General features: G+C 64.8%; 17 protein-coding genes and 3 tRNA genes. 15 read left to right on the top strand and 5 right to left on the bottom strand.

From position 1 onward, the window contains the following. Nucleotides 1-62 precede the first annotated feature (62 nt). The 3 genes from nusG to ACUJ46_RS04975 form a co-directional block, all read right to left on the bottom strand. A complete protein-coding gene (gene nusG, locus ACUJ46_RS04985; protein ID WP_445389319.1) occupies nucleotides 63-602 on the bottom strand; it encodes a transcription termination/antitermination protein NusG in 540 nt (179 codons plus the stop codon). A 3-nt stretch (nucleotides 603-605) separates the two neighbouring features. Then, nucleotides 606-803 carry a preprotein translocase subunit SecE gene (gene secE / locus ACUJ46_RS04980; RefSeq protein ID WP_445389540.1) on the bottom strand — a complete coding sequence of 66 codons (198 nt, stop codon included), beginning with the start codon at nucleotides 801-803 and terminating at the stop codon, nucleotides 606-608. A gap of 122 nt (nucleotides 804-925) precedes the next feature. After that, nucleotides 926-1,001 (bottom strand) — tRNA-Trp (locus tag ACUJ46_RS04975). Between the two features lie 240 nt (nucleotides 1,002-1,241). Here ACUJ46_RS04975 and ACUJ46_RS04970 point away from each other — a divergent pair. From ACUJ46_RS04970 to rlmB, 8 genes are all read left to right on the top strand, one after another. Next, a tRNA-Tyr gene (locus tag ACUJ46_RS04970) sits at nucleotides 1,242-1,327 on the top strand. Nucleotides 1,328-1,394: 67 nt separating this feature from the next. Continuing rightward, nucleotides 1,395-1,468, top strand: a tRNA-Gly gene (locus tag ACUJ46_RS04965). Between the two features lie 351 nt (nucleotides 1,469-1,819). Next, entirely contained in the window at nucleotides 1,820-2,524 is a 705-nt protein-coding gene (gene exbB, locus ACUJ46_RS04960) for a tonB-system energizer ExbB (protein ID WP_445389318.1), read from the top strand. 2 nt (nucleotides 2,525-2,526) lie between these two features. Then, nucleotides 2,527-2,952: a TonB system transport protein ExbD gene (exbD, locus tag ACUJ46_RS04955; RefSeq protein ID WP_445389317.1), complete on the top strand. Its 426-nt coding sequence runs from the start codon at nucleotides 2,527-2,529 to the stop codon at nucleotides 2,950-2,952. Further along, complete coding sequence (locus tag ACUJ46_RS04950) at nucleotides 2,949-3,749, top strand: TonB family protein (protein ID WP_445389316.1); 801 nt, start codon at nucleotides 2,949-2,951, stop codon at nucleotides 3,747-3,749. The genes exbD and ACUJ46_RS04950 overlap by 4 nt, the downstream gene beginning before the upstream one ends. Nucleotides 3,750-3,766: 17 nt before the next feature. Next, a complete protein-coding gene (locus tag ACUJ46_RS04945; RefSeq protein WP_445389315.1) occupies nucleotides 3,767-6,091 on the top strand; it encodes a TonB-dependent receptor in 2,325 nt (774 codons plus the stop codon). 95 nt (nucleotides 6,092-6,186) lie between these two features. Next, entirely contained in the window at nucleotides 6,187-6,870 is a 684-nt protein-coding gene (locus ACUJ46_RS04940) for a Fe2+-dependent dioxygenase (protein WP_445389314.1), read from the top strand. A 101-nt stretch (nucleotides 6,871-6,971) separates the two neighbouring features. Beyond that, on the top strand, nucleotides 6,972-7,724 hold the full coding sequence (gene rlmB, locus ACUJ46_RS04935) for a 23S rRNA (guanosine(2251)-2'-O)-methyltransferase RlmB (RefSeq protein WP_445389313.1): 753 nt from the start codon (nucleotides 6,972-6,974) through the stop codon (nucleotides 7,722-7,724). Nucleotides 7,725-7,773: 49 nt separating this feature from the next. Here rlmB and ACUJ46_RS04930 read toward each other — a convergent pair whose 3' ends face one another. Together ACUJ46_RS04930 and ACUJ46_RS04925 are read right to left on the bottom strand one after the other, a co-directional pair. Continuing rightward, the gene (locus ACUJ46_RS04930) at nucleotides 7,774-9,147 is read right to left on the bottom strand and encodes a glutamate--cysteine ligase (protein WP_445389312.1); all 1,374 of its coding nucleotides are present in this window, start codon (nucleotides 9,145-9,147) and stop codon (nucleotides 7,774-7,776) included. A 53-nt stretch (nucleotides 9,148-9,200) separates the two neighbouring features. Then, nucleotides 9,201-9,911, bottom strand: a complete 711-nt coding sequence (locus ACUJ46_RS04925; RefSeq protein WP_445389311.1) for a 16S rRNA (uracil(1498)-N(3))-methyltransferase — start codon at nucleotides 9,909-9,911, stop codon at nucleotides 9,201-9,203. 34 nt (nucleotides 9,912-9,945) lie between these two features. Between ACUJ46_RS04925 and ACUJ46_RS04920 the strand changes: the two genes are divergently transcribed. From ACUJ46_RS04920 to lon, 7 genes are all read left to right on the top strand, one after another. Further along, nucleotides 9,946-10,878, top strand: coding sequence for an NAD-dependent epimerase/dehydratase family protein (locus ACUJ46_RS04920; RefSeq protein WP_445389310.1), 933 nt, complete (start codon nucleotides 9,946-9,948; stop codon nucleotides 10,876-10,878). 108 nt (nucleotides 10,879-10,986) lie between these two features. Beyond that, the gene (locus ACUJ46_RS04915; RefSeq protein ID WP_445389309.1) at nucleotides 10,987-11,229 is read left to right on the top strand and encodes an acyl carrier protein; all 243 of its coding nucleotides are present in this window, start codon (nucleotides 10,987-10,989) and stop codon (nucleotides 11,227-11,229) included. Between the two features lie 4 nt (nucleotides 11,230-11,233). Continuing rightward, nucleotides 11,234-12,442 carry a serine palmitoyltransferase gene (gene spt, locus ACUJ46_RS04910; protein ID WP_445389308.1) on the top strand — a complete coding sequence of 403 codons (1,209 nt, stop codon included), beginning with the start codon at nucleotides 11,234-11,236 and terminating at the stop codon, nucleotides 12,440-12,442. Beyond that, the gene (locus ACUJ46_RS04905) at nucleotides 12,442-12,846 is read left to right on the top strand and encodes an MAPEG family protein (RefSeq protein WP_445389307.1); all 405 of its coding nucleotides are present in this window, start codon (nucleotides 12,442-12,444) and stop codon (nucleotides 12,844-12,846) included. Before spt ends, ACUJ46_RS04905 begins: the two co-directional genes overlap by 1 nt. A gap of 73 nt (nucleotides 12,847-12,919) precedes the next feature. After that, on the top strand, nucleotides 12,920-14,506 hold the full coding sequence (locus tag ACUJ46_RS04900) for an MFS transporter (protein WP_445389306.1): 1,587 nt from the start codon (nucleotides 12,920-12,922) through the stop codon (nucleotides 14,504-14,506). Nucleotides 14,507-14,595: 89 nt separating this feature from the next. Then, a complete protein-coding gene (locus tag ACUJ46_RS04895; RefSeq protein WP_445389305.1) occupies nucleotides 14,596-15,699 on the top strand; it encodes a CaiB/BaiF CoA transferase family protein in 1,104 nt (367 codons plus the stop codon). A 102-nt stretch (nucleotides 15,700-15,801) separates the two neighbouring features. Next, nucleotides 15,802-18,213 carry an endopeptidase La gene (lon, locus tag ACUJ46_RS04890; protein WP_445389304.1) on the top strand — a complete coding sequence of 804 codons (2,412 nt, stop codon included), beginning with the start codon at nucleotides 15,802-15,804 and terminating at the stop codon, nucleotides 18,211-18,213. Nucleotides 18,214-18,345 lie beyond the last annotated feature (132 nt).

Genomic DNA, 18,345 nt, shown 5'->3' with positions numbered 1-18,345 from the left:
TGTCTGCCAGCGCCCGACCGCGGTACACCGGCATGTCCCGCCACCCGCAGGTGGCGTGAAACCTATTTCGCCTTCTCGACCTGGTCGAAATCCAGCTCGACCGGCGTTGCGCGGCCGAAGATCGAAACGGAAACCTTCACGCGGCCCTTTTCATAGTCGATTTCCTCGACAAGGCCGGAGAAGCTGGCGAAGGGCCCGTCGAGCACCTTCACTGAATCCCCGATCTCGAAGGAAACCTTCTTGCGGGCCTTGGGCTGGGCGATTTCCGCCTCGGCCTTGGTGCTGAGGATGCGGGCCGCTTCGGATTCGCTGATCGGCTGCGGCTTGCCCGAAGCGCCGAGGAAGCCTGTCACCTTCGGGGTGTTCTTGACCAGGTGATAGACCTGATCGTTCATTTCCAGCTTGGCGAGCACATAGCCGGGGAAGAACTTGCGGTCGCTCTGCACCTTCTTGCCGCGACGCACTTCCGTCACCTTTTCGGTGGGCACTTCGACGGCCTCCACCATCGGCTCCAGACCGAGGCGCGCGGCATCGGCGAGGATCTGCTCGCGAACCTTGTTCTCGAAGCCGGAATAGGCATGAATGATGTACCAGCGCGCCATGAATCAGGCCCCCAGGCCAAGAAGGAAACGGATGGCGCGGCCCAGCACCTGGTCCACGCCGAGGAAGAACAGCGCGAGAATCGCAGTCATGATGAGGACGAGGATGGTCGTCTGCACAACCTCCCGGCGCGACGGCCAGGTGACCTTCGCGGTTTCTGCCCTGACTTGACGGACGAATTCGCCCGGGCTGACCTTCGCCATCGTTTCCACCAACAGTTCCGCCCGGCAGACACCCCGTTTTACAGGCATCGGCCGGGCCGCCAAAAAACAGTTCCCGCCGCATTCCAGTTCCTGATCCGGCCGGAAGGGCCAGGATCAGGCGCTGGCAGGAGTGGAGGGACTCGAACCCCCGGCCCTCGGTTTTGGAGACCGATGCTCTACCAACTGAGCTACACTCCTGCAGAGCGCGAGAGGCGCGGCTATACGTAAGCTCCGGCCGCCATGCAAGCGGATGTTGCGCCCTTCCCTGACGGCCAGTTCGACATAGCGCCCGGCATGCCGCTGCGGAAAAGAAGGAGCCGCCCCGGTCGCATATGGCCGAAACACATGTTTCAGGGAAAGAGCCTGCCGAAGCATGCGCCAGGTGGTTGACAAGCCCCGCGTCATTCGCCATGTGCCCCGCCTCCAGACCGGGGTTCCGGAGGGGTGGCCGAGCGGTCAATGGCAGCAGACTGTAAATCTGCCGGGTTTTCCCTACGTTGGTTCAAATCCAACCCCCTCCACCACCGGTCTGGCCCCGCGCAACCCCACGCCCAGGCACGGGTGTCACGCGCACGGGCGTCACAGTGGCGGGCGGGTATAGCACAATGGTAGTGCAGCAGCCTTCCAAGCTGAATACGCGGGTTCGATTCCCGCTACCCGCTCCAGCCCCCCGCTCCCCCTGCCCCCGTTTCCGCCGGCGCCCCCTTGCGCCACGGCCCGGATCACCGAACCGATAAACGCCTGCAGTGCGCATGAGGCGCAATCCCGCCAGGCCATTCCAATGAATTTCGGGCGCTGCCGGACATGGATGGAACGCCGCATGGCCTGGCGCGCGCGCCCGATGAATCACGTCATGGCGGCAAGCTGTATTTTTTATTGAAAATCAGTTGCAACAAGGCCGGAATGGTGCAAATGGCCGCAGACTGTTTCTGCGAATCATTTGCATTTTATGATGGAGCCTGCCCTTGCGACCAGCAGCCAGACCAGCGGAATTATCCGGACTCGCCCTGCTCTTCATGGCCTGCCCCGCCATGGCGGCAAGCCCGGAAATCCCGACGCAGCTGTCGGTTGGCGGCATGTTCGCGCAGGCAGACTGGGTGGTGAAGACTGTCATGATCGGGCTTGTGATTGCCTCGATCATTACCTGGACGGTCTTCATCGCCAAAAGCATCGAACTGCGACGAGCCCGACAGGAAGCCGAAGGGCTGCTGGCGGGCCTGAATGCGGCACGCTCGCTTTCCGCTCTGCCGACAGAGACTGCTGCTGATGAACTCGTCGCACATGCAAGGGCGGAAATAAGCCAGTCGGCCGAAGCCCTCCATGACCGCGATGGTCTCAAGGAACGCATCATTTCCCGTCTCGAACGTCATGAGGCGCTCGTCAGCCGCAGGATGACGCAAGGGGTCACCATCCTTGCCACCATTGGTGCAACCGCACCGTTCGTTGGGCTGTTCGGAACTGTCTGGGGCATCATGAACGCCTTCATCGGCATTGCCGAGAAACAGACAACGAACCTGTCGGTCGTCGCGCCCGGCATCGCCGAGGCGCTGCTGGCAACGGCGCTCGGGCTGGTGGCCGCCATTCCGGCCGTTGTCATCTACAATCATTTCGCCCGCCAGATCGCCGCCCATCGCGCCATCGTCAGCGACAGTTCGGCAACGCTCCTGCGTCTTGTCTCCCGCGATCTCAGCCGCGGCACCCTGCAGGCAGAGGGGGACTGACCATGGCGCTGCGCCTGTCTTCCGGCAGCGAGGATCTCGCGGTCGCACATGAAATCAACGTCACGCCCTTCATCGACGTCATGCTGGTGCTGCTCATCATCTTCATGGTTGCGGCACCGCTGGCGACGGTTGACGTGAAGGTTGACCTGCCTGCCTCCAATGCCGCTCAGGCCCAGCGGCCGGAGCAGACCGTGTTCCTGACGATCCGGGCGGATGGCACCATGCTGGTCGGCGATGACCCGGTAACAGCCGGCACGCTCGGAACGGCCATCATCCAGGCAACCGGAGCTGACCGCGGGCAGCGCATCTTCCTGCGCGCCGACAAAAGCATCACCTACGACAGCATCATGGCGGCCATGAACACCCTGCGCGCTGCCGGCTATCTGCAGATCGGCCTCATGGGAGCAGAAGCGGCCGGGGCGGCATGATTCTGGCATCCGGCATCGCCATGAACAGGCAGTGGGCTTTAGCTGGCGCTCTGGCGCTGGTGGCACATGGCGGCGCCATCGCGCTGGCCGTGGCGGCCGGCGCAGACAAACGCCCCGCCCCTTATCCGGAGCCCGCTATTCTGGTGACGCTGCCACCAGCAGGCGATACCGGGCAGAACAGGGCAGAACCGGCAGGCGCCACGCAAGCGGCCGCCATGGACAAGCCAGGCCTGCCGCAGGAACCGAGGCCGCAGCCGGCTGATGCCCGGCAGCCCGAAGCGCCGCTGTCCGATGGCGCCGTAACCCAGCCGCAGCCAGCGCCGCCCCCGGAACCGGTCACGCAACCCCTTGCCCGGATCCCGACCACAGCGTCGCAGCCCACGACAGGCGTTCAGGCCGTCACGCCGCCCGGCCCAGGCACAGGTCCGGTGGCCACAGGGCTCGCTTCGGGAACCGAAGGCGAACCCGGCGAAGCCCATGGCAGCGACCCGAAGGCCAGACAGCGCCAGGCCGACTATTTCTCCATGGTCAGCGCGCATCTGAACCGCCGGAAGACCTATCCGGCGGAAGCGAAGAAGGCGCGGCAACAGGGCATCGTCACTGTCCGCTTCACGGTGGCGCGCAATGGCGATGTATCTGCCGTGTCCATCAAGCGCAGCAGCGGCCACGAACGGCTCGACCTGGCGACGCTGGACCTGATGCACCGGGTCTCCCCCTTGCCGCCCTTCCCGAAATCCATGCGGCAGGACAGCGTCACCCTGTCCTTGCCGATAGACTATTCGCTTCGAACATACTGAAGAAAGGAATGTTTTTGATGAACAGCCCGAAAGGCCGGGTGCTTCGCCCTGTCAGCCTGCGTGCCCTTGGTGTCACTGCGGCCGTGCTTGCAAGCCCGGTGCAGGCCCAGAATGCCGAGGAAGTGGAACTGGACACGCTGAAGATCGAGGATTCGACGGCGGACATCAACCCCAATGCCCAGAGGGGCGCGCCCTACAAGGCGCGTATTTCCGGCGACGTGCGCCGGGTGAAGCCGCTGGCTGAAACCCCGGCCACCATCACCGTGCTCACCGAAGCCCGGATCGAGGAACAGGGTGTCAGCGACCTGCGCGCGGTTCTCGTCAGCCAGCCGGGCATCACCCTTGGCACGGGCGAAAATGGCAATGCCTTCGGGGACCGTTACATCATCCGCGGCCATGAAGCGCGAAGCGACGTTTTTGTAGACGGGCTTCGCGACCCGGGCATGACCACGCGGGAAACCTTCGTGGTCGACCAGATCGAAATCACCAAGGGCCCGAGTTCGTCCTTCGCCGGGCGCGGCGCGACTGGCGGCGCGGTGAACGCAATCACAAAGCAGGCGAGCACGGACCATGGCTTCCATCGCGTCGACGCCGGCCTAGGCACCGACAATTATTACCGCGTCACGCTCGACAGCAACCTTCCCCTTTCGGAGAGCCTCGCCGTCCGCGCCAACCTTCTCTATGGCCATGAGGACATTCCCGGGCGCGGCTTTTCCGACCGGGAGCGCATCGGCGCGGCCCTGTCGGCAGCCTACCAGCCCAGTGACAGCTTCAGGCTTGTGCTGGATTATTATCACCTGACAGCCAAAGACCTGCCGGACCTTGGCGGCTATGTGCCCCGCCCGACCGGAACAGGCCCCGGCAATGTGACAGTCTACCGCCCGTGGGACGATGTGCCCAACTACGCCCAGTCCGAGGATTTTCTCGAATCCGATGTGGACAGCGTCACGGCCAGCATCACGCTTGCGCCATTCGAGGGCTTCACCATCCGGAACGCGACGCGCTACGGGGAAACGTCGAACGGCTATGTGCTGACGGGCCTGCGCGGCGGCGCCTATGATCCGGCGACAGGCAGCTACGGGCCGCTGACGCTCAGCACCCACCAGGGCAACCAGTCGGTCGACTATTTCGTCAACCAGCTCAACCTGATCGCCGACTTCAGGACAGGCGGAATAAGGCACAATCTGGTGACCGGGGCGGAATATTCCGACCTTCGCGTCGCCAATGGCACCTACAATCTGACGACGAACGGCCCCTCCAACTGCACTGTTGCCGGGCGCGGCGGGCTGCAGCCGGGCTGGTGCATCACCGACGCCAGCCGGCAGGTCAGTGTGGGCGACATCCACAATATCCTGCAACGCGACATCAGCTTCGGTGTCATCGACAGCGACTGGAATGTCGAAACCCTGTCGGTCTATCTGATGGACACGGTGGACATCACGCCCTGGCTGTCCGTTCACGGCGGTGTGCGGGTGGATGCCTTCACCTACAGCAACGCCGTGCTGAGCGGTGGAAACAGGACCGACTATCGCTACAGTGACACGCTGTGGAACGGCCATGCCGGCATCGGCGTGAAGCCGGTCGAGAATGTCTATCTCTACTTCAACTGGGGCACGGCAAAGTCGATCAACGGTGGTGAATCCGACCTTGGCGGCAACTGCGGCTATGGCGGCATCTGCGTGGCGGAGGGAACCGACATCGGTGATGGCCGCCCCGAGGGCACGGAAAACCTTGAACTTGGGGTCAAGGCCGACCTGTTCGACAACCAGCTCCTGCTGACGGCTGCAGCCTTCCAGATCACCAAGTCCGATGTCTTCGAATCCGCCGGTGACGGCTACAGCACGGGCGGCAGCCTCAACACCGGCAAGAACCGTGTGCGCGGAATCGAGCTGGGCCTTGTCGGCAACATCACCGCACGGCTGAGTGGTCAGGTCGGCATCACTGTGATGGAATCCGAAATCCTCGAATCCGGCAATGCTGCAACGATCGGCCGCAAGCTCAGCAACTTCGCCGACACACAGGCGAATGCGCAGCTGCGCTATCAGCTCAGCGACGCCTTCGCCTTCGGGGGCGGCGCCACCTACAAGAGCGCAATGTTCGCCGGACAACCCGATGCGGCCGCAAGCTATGATACGGCGCTTGGCGTCTATACCTACCGCATCCCCTCCTACTGGACGTTCGACGCCTTCGCTTCCTACAAATTCAGCGAAAATATCTCGGCGCGGGTGAACATCACCAACCTGAGCAACGAGGATTATTATCTCGCCGGCTATCAGAGCGGCCATTTTCTTTACAAGGGGGATGAACGCCGCGCGATGCTGACGCTGACAGGCCGGTTCTGATCCTGTGGCGCGGGGGCAGCCCGGTCTGCCCCCGACGTCCTCCCAGCCACATCGACGCCACCCCATTCAGGAGCCCCATTCAGGAGCCAAGCGACATGCTCACCATCATCGAAAAGCTGCTCGACAGGGACGAGGTTCTGCGGTTCCGCAAGGAACTGGCAGGCGCGGCATGGATCGACGGCAATCAGACCGCCGGAACGCGCTCGGTCGCGGTGAAGCAGAATCTGCAGCTCGACCTGCAGGATGAACTGGGCCGCCGGCTGGGCACGGAAATCCTGCGCCGTCTGGGCCACAACGCCCTCTTCCTGTCGGCATCGCTTGCCGAAAAGATCTGGCCGCCTGTCTTCAACCTCTATCAGAATGGCGGCCATTACGGCACGCACAGCGACGCAGCCCTCATGCGGCTGCCCGGCTCCGGCCTCAGCATCCGAAGTGATCTTTCCGCCACCCTCTTCCTGAGCGACCCGGAAGACTATGACGGCGGCGAACTGCTGATCGAGGAACAGTTCGGCGCACAGGCAGTGAAGCTCGAAGCCGGGGACATGGTGCTCTACCCATCCTCCAGCCTGCACCAGGTGACAGCGGTAACGCGCGGCCAGCGCATCTGCGCCATCACATGGATGCAGAGCGCTGTCGCGGACACCTCTGCCCGCGCCCTGCTCTTCGATCTCGACCAGTCGATCCAGTCGCTTTCGGCGGGGCGTGCGCCGGATGACCGAGACATCGACCGGCTTGTGCATGTCTATCACAATCTGCTGCGGCGATGGGCGAAGCCCTGAAGCCCTGAAGCCCTGAAGCTCTGAAGCGCGGCTGTCGCGGCTGCACGGCCACCCCTTTGCTTTCGGCTGTCCAAGGCCGGCTTTCCTGCTAAGGGCGGGCCATGGGACGACGACCGAACAAGCGCCACGGGACCGCCAACCGCCCCGATCCGAACCGCCCGCGTTTCTATGGACGCCATGCCGTCTATGCAGCGCTCGACAACCCCGAGCGCAAACTGCGCAAGCTTTACGGCACCCATGAGGAACTGGCGAAGATCGTCATTCCTGAAGGGTTGCGGGTGCAATATGGGGATGCGCAGGATCTCGCCCGCCTCGTGCCGCACGATGCGCCGCATCAGGGCCTCGTGCTCGAACTCGAGCCGCTCGAAGACCCCTGGCTCGACGAGGTGCTTTCCGATCCGGACCCGATGGCCCCCCTCGTCCTTCTCGATCAGGTGACAGACCCGCACAATGTCGGGGCAATCATCCGCTCGGCCGCGGCCTTCGGGGCGCGCGCCATCATCACCCAGGATCGCCACAGCCCGCCCGAATCCGGTGCGCTGGCGCGGGCGGCTTCCGGCGCGCTCGAAATCCTGCCCTGGATAAGGGTGGTGAACCTTGCCCGCGCGCTCGATGAAATCGCCGAAGCGGGCTATTGGCGCGTTGGCCTTGCCGGAGAGGCAGACCTGCCGCTGGCCGAAGCGCTCACGCCTGCCCCCATCGCCCTCGTGCTGGGCGCGGAAGGCGAAGGCATGCGCCACAACACCCGCGAACATTGCGACGTGGTGGCACGGCTGCCCATCCGCCGAACGGTGGAAAGCCTGAACGTCTCCAACGCCGCCGCAATCGCGCTTTACGCCATCGCAGCGCGCTGAAGGAGATATCTGCAAGGGGGCACCTGTAAATGGCGCCCCCTGATGGGCCTCAGAAAAGCGCTTCGTCCCAGATCGGGTCGATCTTGCCGCCCCAGCGGCCGTGGAAGGCTTCGAGGTGGCGGTCGGCAAGGGTCAGGCCGCTTTCCGCGATTTCGTGAAGGGGGCTGAGGAAACCGGATTCGCTGTCCCCGATTCCGTTCTGCCGGGCACGGCGGTCGAGGCCGTCGCCGGCGATCGCAAGCACCTCTTTCGCAAGGGCGCGCAGCAGCCGGCCATCGGGGGCCGCAGCACCAAGCGCCAGCCGCGGCACCTCATCGCGCATCTGCTGCTGGCCCTCGATCGACCAGCCCTTCACCAGATCCCAGGCCGCATCCAGGGAAACCTGGTCGTAAAGCAGGCCGACCCACAGGGCCGGCAGCGCGCAGATCCGGGATTGCGGGCCGGAATCCGCGCCCCGCATCTCGAGATAGCTTTTCATGCGCACTTCGGGGAAGGCGGTGGAAAGATGATCCTTCCAGTCACCGATGGTCGGCCTTTCGCCGGGCAGCGCCGGCAGGCGGCCTTCGAGAAAGTCGCGGAAGCTCTGGCCCGCTGCATCGATGTAGCGGCCGTCGCGATAGACGAAGTACATCGGCACATCGAGGGCATAGTTGGCATAGCGCTCATAGCCGAAGCCCTCGTCGAAGACGAAGGGCAGCATGCCCGTGCGCGCCGGGTCCGTATCCGTCCAGATATGGCTGCGGAAGGACAGGAAGCCATTGGGCCTGCCCTCGGTGAAGGGGGAGTTGGCGAACAGCGCTGTCGCCAGCGGCTGCAGGGCGAGCGAGACCCGGAACTTCCGCACCATGTCCGCTTCGCCGGCATAGTCGAGGTTGGTCTGGACCGTGCAGGTGCGCAGCATCATGTCAAGGCCAAGGCTGCCAACGCGCGGCATGTGGCGCAGCATGATGGCGTAGCGGCCCTTGGGCATGACGGGCAGATCGGCGCGCGCAGCCGTCGGGTGAAAGCCGAGCCCGAGGAAACCGAGGCCGAGTTCGGCCCCGATCTCCAGGCACTGCTGGCGATGGCGGCCGGTTTCCTCGCAGGTCTGGTGCAGCGTTTCCAGCGGCGCGCCGGAAAGCTCGAACTGGCCGGCCGGCTCAAGGCTCAGGCTGCCATCCGGGCCTTTCATGGCAATGACCTTGCCGCCCTCTTCCACCGGTTCCCAGCCATGGCGCGTGAAGGCCATGAGCAGGTCGCGGATTCCGCCCGCCTCTTCATAGGAGGGGGCGCGATGATCCTTCAGGCGGAACACGAATTTTTCATGTTCGGTGCCGATCCGCCAGCTTTCGCGCGGCTTCTCGCCGCCCTCGAACAGGGCGATCATGTCGTCCATGCCGCTGATCGGCGCGCTGTCGCCGGCAGTTTCGCTCTTGTTGCTCATGGGCCGGCCTTAGCCGCGCGCCGCTGCATGCGCCAGACGGATTCGAGCAGCGCTCAGGCGCCCGCGAACGCCTGGAACTGGGCAATGGCGGCAACGACGGCCGTATCGGCGCGCAGGATGCGGGGGCCAAGCGAAAGCCTGGCCACGCCGCCCACCCGCAGGATCGCGGCGCGCTCGGTCGGCGAAAAGCCGCCCTCAGGCCCGATCAGAAGGGCAGCCGGAAGGCGCGGCGACAGGCTTGCCATGGGCGCCCCGCCATCTTCATCTGCAAAGAGAAGCTGGCGGCCGGGCTGCCAGCCATCGAGAAGCCCGGCGAGCGGAACGGGGGCAGAAAGCTCGGGAAGCGCCGTGCGCTCGCACTGTTCGGCGGCCTCCACCATATGGGCGCGCAGCCGGTCGAGGTTGAGGCGCTCGCGGTTGGTCCGCTCGGTCAGCACCGGCTGGATTCGCGCCACGCCAAGCTCGGTCGCCTTCTCGACGATCCATTCATAGCGTTCCCGCCGGATGGGCGCCGCCAGCAGCCAGAGATCGGGCGGGGTTTCGCGCGGCGCGACATTCCGGGCAAGCGTCAGCGTCAGAGCGCGCTTGCGCACATCGAGGATGGTCGCCGCCCATTCGCCGGTCGCGTCATCGAGCAAGCGCACTTCGGCGCCGGGGCCAAGCCGCAGCACCGTGCCCAGATAATGGGCCTGCCCCCCCTCAAGCGTGAGGGACGCACCCGGCGCAAGCGGCTGATCGACGAAAAGGCGGGGAATCTGGCGCATGGAAACTGGCTAGCATGGCGCTTACATGGGTTCCATGGCGCTTACCCTTGCAATCACCGGCGGAACCGGATTCGTCGGCGGCCACACACTGGAACAGGCCGTTGCCCGCGGCCACCGCGTGAAGGCCCTTGCCCGCAGGGCGCAACCCCCGCGCGATGGCGTGGAATGGGTGGCGGGCGATCTTGCCGATCAGGACGCGCTCGACCGCCTGACACGGGGCGCTGATGCGGTGATCCACATCGCCGGCGTCACCAATGCGCCCGACCGCGCCGGCTTCCTTGCCGGCAATGTACAGGGCACGGCCAGTCTCAGGGCGGCAAGCGGGGATCGCCCTTTCGTCCATGTCTCGTCCCTTTCCGCGCGGGAGCCGCGCCTCAGCGCCTATGGCGCATCGAAGCTGCAGTCTGAGCATGTGGCGCGCGGCGCCGGCGGGCCTGTGGCGATCGTCCGGCCGCCAGCCGTCTATGGCCCGGGCGACATGGAATTCCTTGCCCTCTTCCGGGCAGCGCGCACGGGGTTCGTGCCGATACCGGCCCGTGCCCGTGCTTCCATGATCTTCGGCCCCGACCTTGCCGAAGCCCTGGTGGCGCTTGCCGAGGATCTGGCCGGAACCGCTTCCAGCGCCGGGCAAAGCTACGAGATCGACGATGGCGCCGGCGGCCATGCCCAGCCTGACATCGCGAGGGCCATGGCGCGGGCGCTGGGCGTGAATGCAAGGCCCGTGGAACTTCCGGGCGGCCTCATCCGGCTGGGCGCCGCGCTCGACACGGGCGTCAGCCGCATGCTGGGCCGGCAGCCGAAGCTGAGCTTCGACCGCGCCGGCTATTTCGCCCACCCGGACTGGACCGCCGACAGCAGTGCCCTGCGCGCACTCGACATCTGGCACCCTGCGACCGGTCTTGCCGAGGGCATGGCCCTGACGGCCGGCTGGTATCGCGCCAAAGGGCTGCTCGAAGGCCGGCCCTAGCCGATCCTGGCCGGTTTGAGCCGGCCCTCGCCGATCCTGTAACCAAACCCGTCTGCATATTGCCACATTCGCGTGACAAGCGCGGCCCCGACCTTGCATATGGAGCCCATGATGGACCGTGCCGAAACCCTTTCCCGCCTGCTGGACCTGATCGCCCCCTTCAACCGCAAGGGCATCGCGCTGACCGAAGACACCAGCTTCGCCGACGATCTGGAACTGGATTCGCTGACGGTGATGGATCTCGTCGCGAACATTGAGGACGAGTGGGACATCAACATGCCGCTCAACATCCTTCCCGATCTCGAAAGGATCGGCCAGCTTGCCGACGCCGTCGTGAAGCTGAAGGGCTGAGGCCATGACTGATCTTCTCTCCAAGTTCGACGCCTATATCGCCGAGCATCAGGGCCTGCTGGCCACGGGCGTGAACGACCCTTTCGGCGTGGTGATGGAAAAGGTGCTTTCCCCCACGCGCGCCATCATCAACGGGCGCGAGACGATCCTCGTCGGCACCTACAACTACATGGGCATGACCTTCGACCCGGACGTGATCGCAGCCGGCAAGAAGGCGCTGGAAGAGTTCGGGGCAGGCTCCACCGGCAGCCGGGTGCTGAACGGCACCTTCGCGCCGCACATCGCCGTGGAACAGGCGCTGAAGGATTTCTACGGCACCCGTTCGGCGATTGTCTTTTCGACCGGCTACCAGGCCAATCTGGGCATGGTCTCCACGCTTGCAGGCAAGGGTGACTACATCATCCTCGATGCCGACAGCCACGCATCCATCTATGATGGCTGCAAGCTGGGCAATGCCGAGGTCGTGCGCTTCCGCCACAACAATGTCGAGGATCTCGACAAGCGGCTGGGCCGCCTGCCGGAAGGGGCCGGCAAGCTGGTCATCCTCGAGGGCGTCTATTCCATGCTGGGCGATGTCGCCCCGCTGCGGGAACTTGTGGCGGTCGCGAAGAAGCATGGCGCCATGACGCTCGTGGACGAAGCCCATGCCATGGGCTTCTTCGGCAAGCATGGCCGAGGCGTCTATGAGGAACTGGGCCTCGAGGATGACGTCGATTTCGTCGTCGGCACCTTTTCGAAGTCGGTGGGCACGGTGGGCGGCTTCGCCGTTTCCAACCATCCCAAGTTCGAGATCCTGCGGCTGGTGTGCAACCCCTATCGCTTCACGGCATCGCTGCCGCCAGCCGTTGCCGCAACCGCCGAAGCCTCCATCCGCAAGCTGATGACGGCACGCGAAAAGCGCGACAATCTCTGGGCCGTCTCGCGCAGGCTGCATGCCGGGCTGAAGGATGCCGGCTTCCAGATGGCGACCGGAACACCGGAATCCGCCATCATCGCCGTGCTTCTGCCCGATCAGGTCAGCACGGTCGCCATGTGGCACCAGCTGCTGGAGCATGGCATCTACTGCAACATGAGCCGTCCGCCCGCCACGCCGGCCGGCATCTTCCTTCTGCGCTGTTCGCTCTCGGCGGCGCATACGCTGGCCGATGTCGAGGAGATCGTGCGCCGCTTCATTGCCGCGCGGGAAAGCCTTGCCTCCGTGAAAGCTGCCTGATGGACTCCTTCCCCTACCCCTTTGCCGTCCTGGCGACCGCCCTTGCCCTGTTCGTCTATGTCTGGACCGGCGCCGTCGTCGGCAAGGCGCGCAAGGCCCATGGCGTCAATTATCCGGACACCAGCGGGCCGGATGCCTTCAACCGCATCTGGCGCGCCCACCAGAATACGCTGGAGCAGCTGCCGCTGTTCCTGCCGTCGCTTTGGCTGTTCGCCCTCATCGTCTCCGACCTGTGGGCCGGCGCGCTGGGGCTGGTCTGGTCGATCGGGCGTGTGATCTATGTGAAGGGCTATGCCCGGGCCGCCGAAAAGCGGGAAACCGGCTTTGTCATCGCCACCCTCGCCACGGCCGTGCTGCTGTTCGGCGCGCTGGGCACCACGATCTGGCAGATGCTCGGCCGGTAATGGCCGGCAGCGACCTGCTTGCTCCCTGCTCCCGCGCCTTCTAGAGGGCGAAAAAAGGGTTCAGGGAGCGATCATGGCCACAGGCACCGAAACCGACCAGCCGCTGGAAATCCGGCGGGACCGGCTCGTCATCACCGCGTCATCGCTCGGCACTGTCTTCGAATGGTATGATTTCTTCCTCTATGGAATCCTCGCCGCGCTGATCGGCAAGCTCTTTTTCCCCATAGACAATCCGACAGCGGCGACCCTCGCCAGCCTTGCCACCTTCGGCGCCGGCTTCGGTGTCCGGCCGCTGGGCGCCATGCTGTTCGGCCATTATGGCGACCGCATCGGCCGCAAATACACATTCCTCGTCACCATCACCCTGATGGGCGGGGCAACAGCTGCCATCGGCCTGCTGCCAACCTATGAAAGCGCCGGCCTCTGGGCGCCGGCCCTTCTGGTGCTGCTCAGGCTTCTGCAGGGGCTGGCGCTGGGCGGGGAATATGGCGGCGCCGCCATCTATGTCGGCGAACATGCCCCGAAAAACCGACGCGGCGAATATACCAGCTGGATCCAGATCTCGGTCGTCGGCGGCTTTCTCCTGTGCCTTGTCGTGGTGCTGGCCACACGTGGCCTGATGACGGAAGAGGCGTTCGAAGCCTGGGGCTGGCGCGTTCCCTTCCTTCTCAGCCTGCTGATGCTGGCCATCTCCATCTACATCCGCATGCAATTGTCGGAGAGTCCCGTCTTCCAGGCGATGAAGGCCGCCGGCACGACCGCGAAGAACCCCATCGTCGAGGCCTTCTCCGACCGGGGCAATATCGGCCGCGTGCTCGTCGCCCTGTTCGGTGTGGCCGCCGGGCTCACCGTCATCTATTACACCAGCCAGTTCGGCACCCTCTATTTCCTTACCGGCACAGCCGGCGTCGGGGAGCGCGAGGCCCTCATCTACCTGGCCGCCGGCGCGCTGGTGGCAGCCCCGCTTTACGTCGGCTTCGGCATGCTGTCCGACAGGATTGGCCGCAAGAAACTGCTGCTGGCGGGCTATGCGCTTTCGATGCTGCTGCTCTTCCCGCTGTTCCACATGATGGCCGATGGCGCGAACCCGGCACTGGGGCGCGCCACGGCGCAAAACCCTGTCACGATCGAGCTGCCTGCCTGTGATTTCAATGTCTTCGCCCGCAAGCAGACGGAACCCTGCGCGCTTGCGCTCGGCCTGCTGACGAAGCGCGGTATCGCCTATTCCAAGGTCGAGGCGGACGAAGTTGCGCTGGTGGTGGGCAATGCCCGCATCGAAGGCTTTGACGAAAAGGCCTATCTCGATGCGCTGAAGTCCGCAGGCTATCCGGAAAAGGCCGACCCGGCTGAAAAACAGCGCTGGAAGATCATCCTTGCCGTCTTCGCAATGGTGGCGCTTTCGGCCATGACCTACGGGCAGGTGGCAGCCATTCTCGTGGAAATGTTCCCGGCCCGAGTCCGCTACACCTCCATGTCGGTGCCCTATCACATCGGCACGGGCTATTTCGGCGGCTTCCTGCCCTTCATCCAGCAGCTGATCGTGGTGAACACGGGCGACCCTTTCGCCGGCCTGTGGTACACGGTGGGCGTGGTGGCCATGGCCTTTGTCGTCACCCTCTTCTTCCTGCCCGAGACGCGCGGCCGCGACATCAGCGCCTGAGCGCAGCGGGGCCGCCTGCCCGGATGGGCAGGTGGCAGCCGGCCCGCTCTGCTGGCAAGACCTGAGGACAGCAAGGGAGGGATATCTGCATGGGCCCGATGGCCGGAATCCGCGTGCTCGACATGAGCCAGATCGTATCCGGACCGATGGCGGCCGCATGGCTGGTCGACCAGGGGGCCGAATGCATCAAGCTGGAAAGCCCGGCCGGTGACCCGGTGCGCAGCTTCGGCGTGCGCAAGGGCAACATGTCCGCCATCTTCATCAGCGTGAACCGTGGCAAGCGCGGCGAGACGCTCGACCTGAAGAACCCCGCCCATCACCGCCGCTTCGAGGATCTTGTGCGCTGGGCCGATGTGCTGGTGGAGAATTTCCGCCCCGGCACGATGGAGCGTCTTGGCCTCGGCTTCGAGCGCTGTTCGGAATGGAACCCACGCCTCATCTGGTGCTCGATCACCGGCTTCGGCCCTGATGGCCCCTACAGCAACATCCGCGCCTATGATCCGGTGGCGCAGGCAGCCTCGGGCATTGCCGCCACCCAGGCCGATGCCGAAGACAGGCCCGGCCTTGTCCAGACCCTGATCTGCGACAAGGTAACCGCCCTGACGGCGGCACAGGCCATCACCGCTGCCCTGTTTGCGCGCGAACGCAGCGGCAAGGGGCAGCGGATCGACGTGTCGATGCTCGATTCCGCCATCGCCTTCAACTTCCCCGAGGGGATGTACAACCATGCCTTCGTCGAACCGGCCGACCCCTTCCCCGAATATGGCAGCATGGGCCGCCTGTGGGAGGCGAAGGACGGGCGCGTCAGCCTCGCCAGCCTGCAGGACAGCGAATTCCTCGCCATGCGCGAAGCGCTTGGCCACCCCGAGAGCCTTGCTGACCCGGATTTCGAGACCCAGGCCGGCCGCTTCGCAAAACGCGACGCCCTGATGGCGGCCATTGCAGGCGAAGTGGCAAAACGGACCCGTGACGAACTGATGCAGGGCTTCACCGCCGCCGGCGCCGTGGGCTGCCGCGTGAACAGCCGCGCGGAAGTGCTGGACGACCCGCAGGTCATCCACAATGGCTGCATCCTGACAGTGGACCAGGGGGCGCTGGGGCCGGTGCGCGTCGCCCGTCACCCCATCCGCTTTTCGACAACACCTGCCTGCGACAGCCCCGGCCCCGCGCCCGAACTCTCACCCCCGGCCTGAAGGCCGGAAACCGTTTCTCGCGGGCGCCTTTCGCGGGAATCAGGGTTAGCGGCCGCGGCGGTGATTGCATGGCCCGGAACAGCACCCCATATTGCCCCTATCATGAATGCACCCGAGACCATGACCCGCCCCGTTCTGCCCCTGCGCGACATCGTCGTGTTCCCGCAGATGATCGTTCCGCTCTTCGTCGGCCGTGACAAGTCGGTGAAGGCGCTTGAAGCGGTCATGCAGACCGACAAGACCATTTTCCTCCTGTCCCAGAAAAACCCGGCTGACGAGGACCCGAAGCGTGACGGCCTCTATGATGTCGGCACGCTGGCGACAGTCCTGCAGCTTCTGAAGCTTCCCGACGGCACGGTGAAGGTGCTGGTGGAAGGCCAGCAGCGCGCCAGCCTGTCGAGCCTCGATGAAAGCGGCGAACATCTGGTCGGCGAAGTGGCCGCCATCGCCGACGAGGAGCTTGAAGGCCCCGAGGGCGAGGCCCTGCTGCGTTCGGCGCAGAAGCAGTTCGAGCATTATGTGAAGGCCGCGAAAAAGACCTCGCCCGAGGTCGCCCTTCAGATCAGCCAGATCGAGGAGCCGGGGCGCTTCGCCGATTCCGTTGCCGGAAACCTGAACCTGAAAATTGCCGACAAGCAGGCCCTGCTTGCCGAAACCAGCGTCGCGAAGCGTCTGGAAATGATCTTCGGCTTCATGGAAGGCGAAATCGGGCTTCTGCAAGTCGAGAAGAAGATCAAGAGCCGGGTCAAGCGCCAGATGGAGAAGACCCAGCGCGAATACTATCTGAACGAGCAGCTGAAGGCGATCCAGCGGGAGCTTGGCGACGGCGAGGAAGGCGCCGACGAGGCTGCCGAATATGAAGCGCGCATCAAGAAGGCGCGGCTGACCAGGGAGGCGCGCGACAAGGCGCTCGCCGAAGTGAAGAAGCTGCGGTCCATGTCGCCGATGTCGGCCGAGGCGACTGTCGTTCGCAACTGGCTCGACGTGCTGCTTGGCCTTCCCTGGGGCAAGTCCTCGAAGGTGAAGCGCGACATCGTGGCGGCGCAGCAGGTTCTGGACGCCGACCATTATGGCCTGGAAAAGGTGAAGGACCGGATCATCGAGTATCTCGCGGTCCAGGCCCGAACCAACAAGCTGAAGGGGCCGATCCTGTGCCTCGTCGGGCCTCCGGGTGTCGGCAAGACCTCGCTCGGCCGCTCGATCGCCAAGGCGACGGGGCGGGAGTTCATCCGCCAGTCGCTGGGCGGTGTGCGCGACGAAGCCGAGATCCGCGGCCACCGTCGCACCTACATCGGCTCCATGCCGGGCAAGATCGTGCAGAACCTGCGCAAGGCCGGCACGAACAACCCGCTGTTCCTGCTGGACGAAATCGACAAGCTGGGCCAGGATTTCCGTGGCGACCCGGCTTCGGCCCTGCTCGAAGTGCTGGACCCTGAACAGAACAGCAAGTTCAACGACCATTATCTCGAAGTCGATTTCGACCTTTCGAACGTCATGTTCGTGACCACGGCCAACAGCTACAACATGCCCCAGCCGCTGCTGGACCGCATGGAGATCATCCAGCTTTCGGGCTACACCGAGGATGAAAAGGTCGAGATTGCCAAGCGCCACCTGCTGCCCAAGCAATATGAAGCCCATGGCCTGAAGCCCGAGGAATTCGCCGTCACCGACGAGGCGATGCGCGACCTGATCCGCTATTACACGCGCGAAGCAGGCGTCCGCACGCTGGAGCGCGAGCTGGCGAAGCTGGCCCGCAAGTCGCTCAGGCAGATTCTCGAGAAGAAGGCCGAAAGCGTCACCGTCACGGCCGACAATCTCAAGGATTTCTCGGGCGTCCGGAAATTCCGCTTCGGCATGAGCGAAGCGGAAGACCAGATCGGCATGGTGACCGGCCTTGCCTGGACCTCCGTCGGCGGCGACCTCCTGACCATCGAAAGCGTGACAGTGCCCGGCAAGGGCGTGATCAGCACGACGGGCAAGCTCGGGGACGTGATGAAGGAATCGATCACGGCGGCCTTCAGCTTCGTGAAGGCACGTGCCGAGGCCTATGGCATCGATCCGGCAACCTTCGCCAAGAAGGATATCCACGTCCATGTGCCCGAAGGCGCCACGCCCAAGGATGGCCCCTCGGCCGGGATCGCGATGGTCACCTCGATCGTCTCGACCCTGACCGGAATCGCCGTTCGCCGCGACGTCGCCATGACCGGCGAAGTCACGCTGCGCGGGCGCGTGCTTCCCATCGGCGGGCTGAAGGAAAAGCTGCTGGCGGCCCATCGCGGCGGCATCAAGACCGTGCTGATACCGGCGGACAATGTGAAGGATCTGGATGACATCCCGGCCAATGTGCGCGAGGGGCTGGAGATCATAGCCGTAACGCATGTGGACGAGGTGCTCGCACATGCCTTCACCAGGCCCCTGACACCTCTGCCGCTGGTCGCACCCGATGCCCAGGCGGTTGCCCCTGCCTCGGCCGAGGCAGCACCGCCGCCGCCCGAGGCGCTGACGACCCACTGATATGAACCCGATGATGCCCGGGCCGGGCGGCGACGGCTGGCCCGGGCTGCAAAAAGCATGCGGGAAGCTGTGCAAGAGATGTTGACAGGCGGCGGGGCTTCCCTTACCCGCCGCACTCCACCGGATGGCAAT

Source organism: Sandaracinobacteroides sp. A072, assembly GCF_052616365.1.
This window is presented reverse-complemented; position numbering and strand designations above follow the sequence as displayed.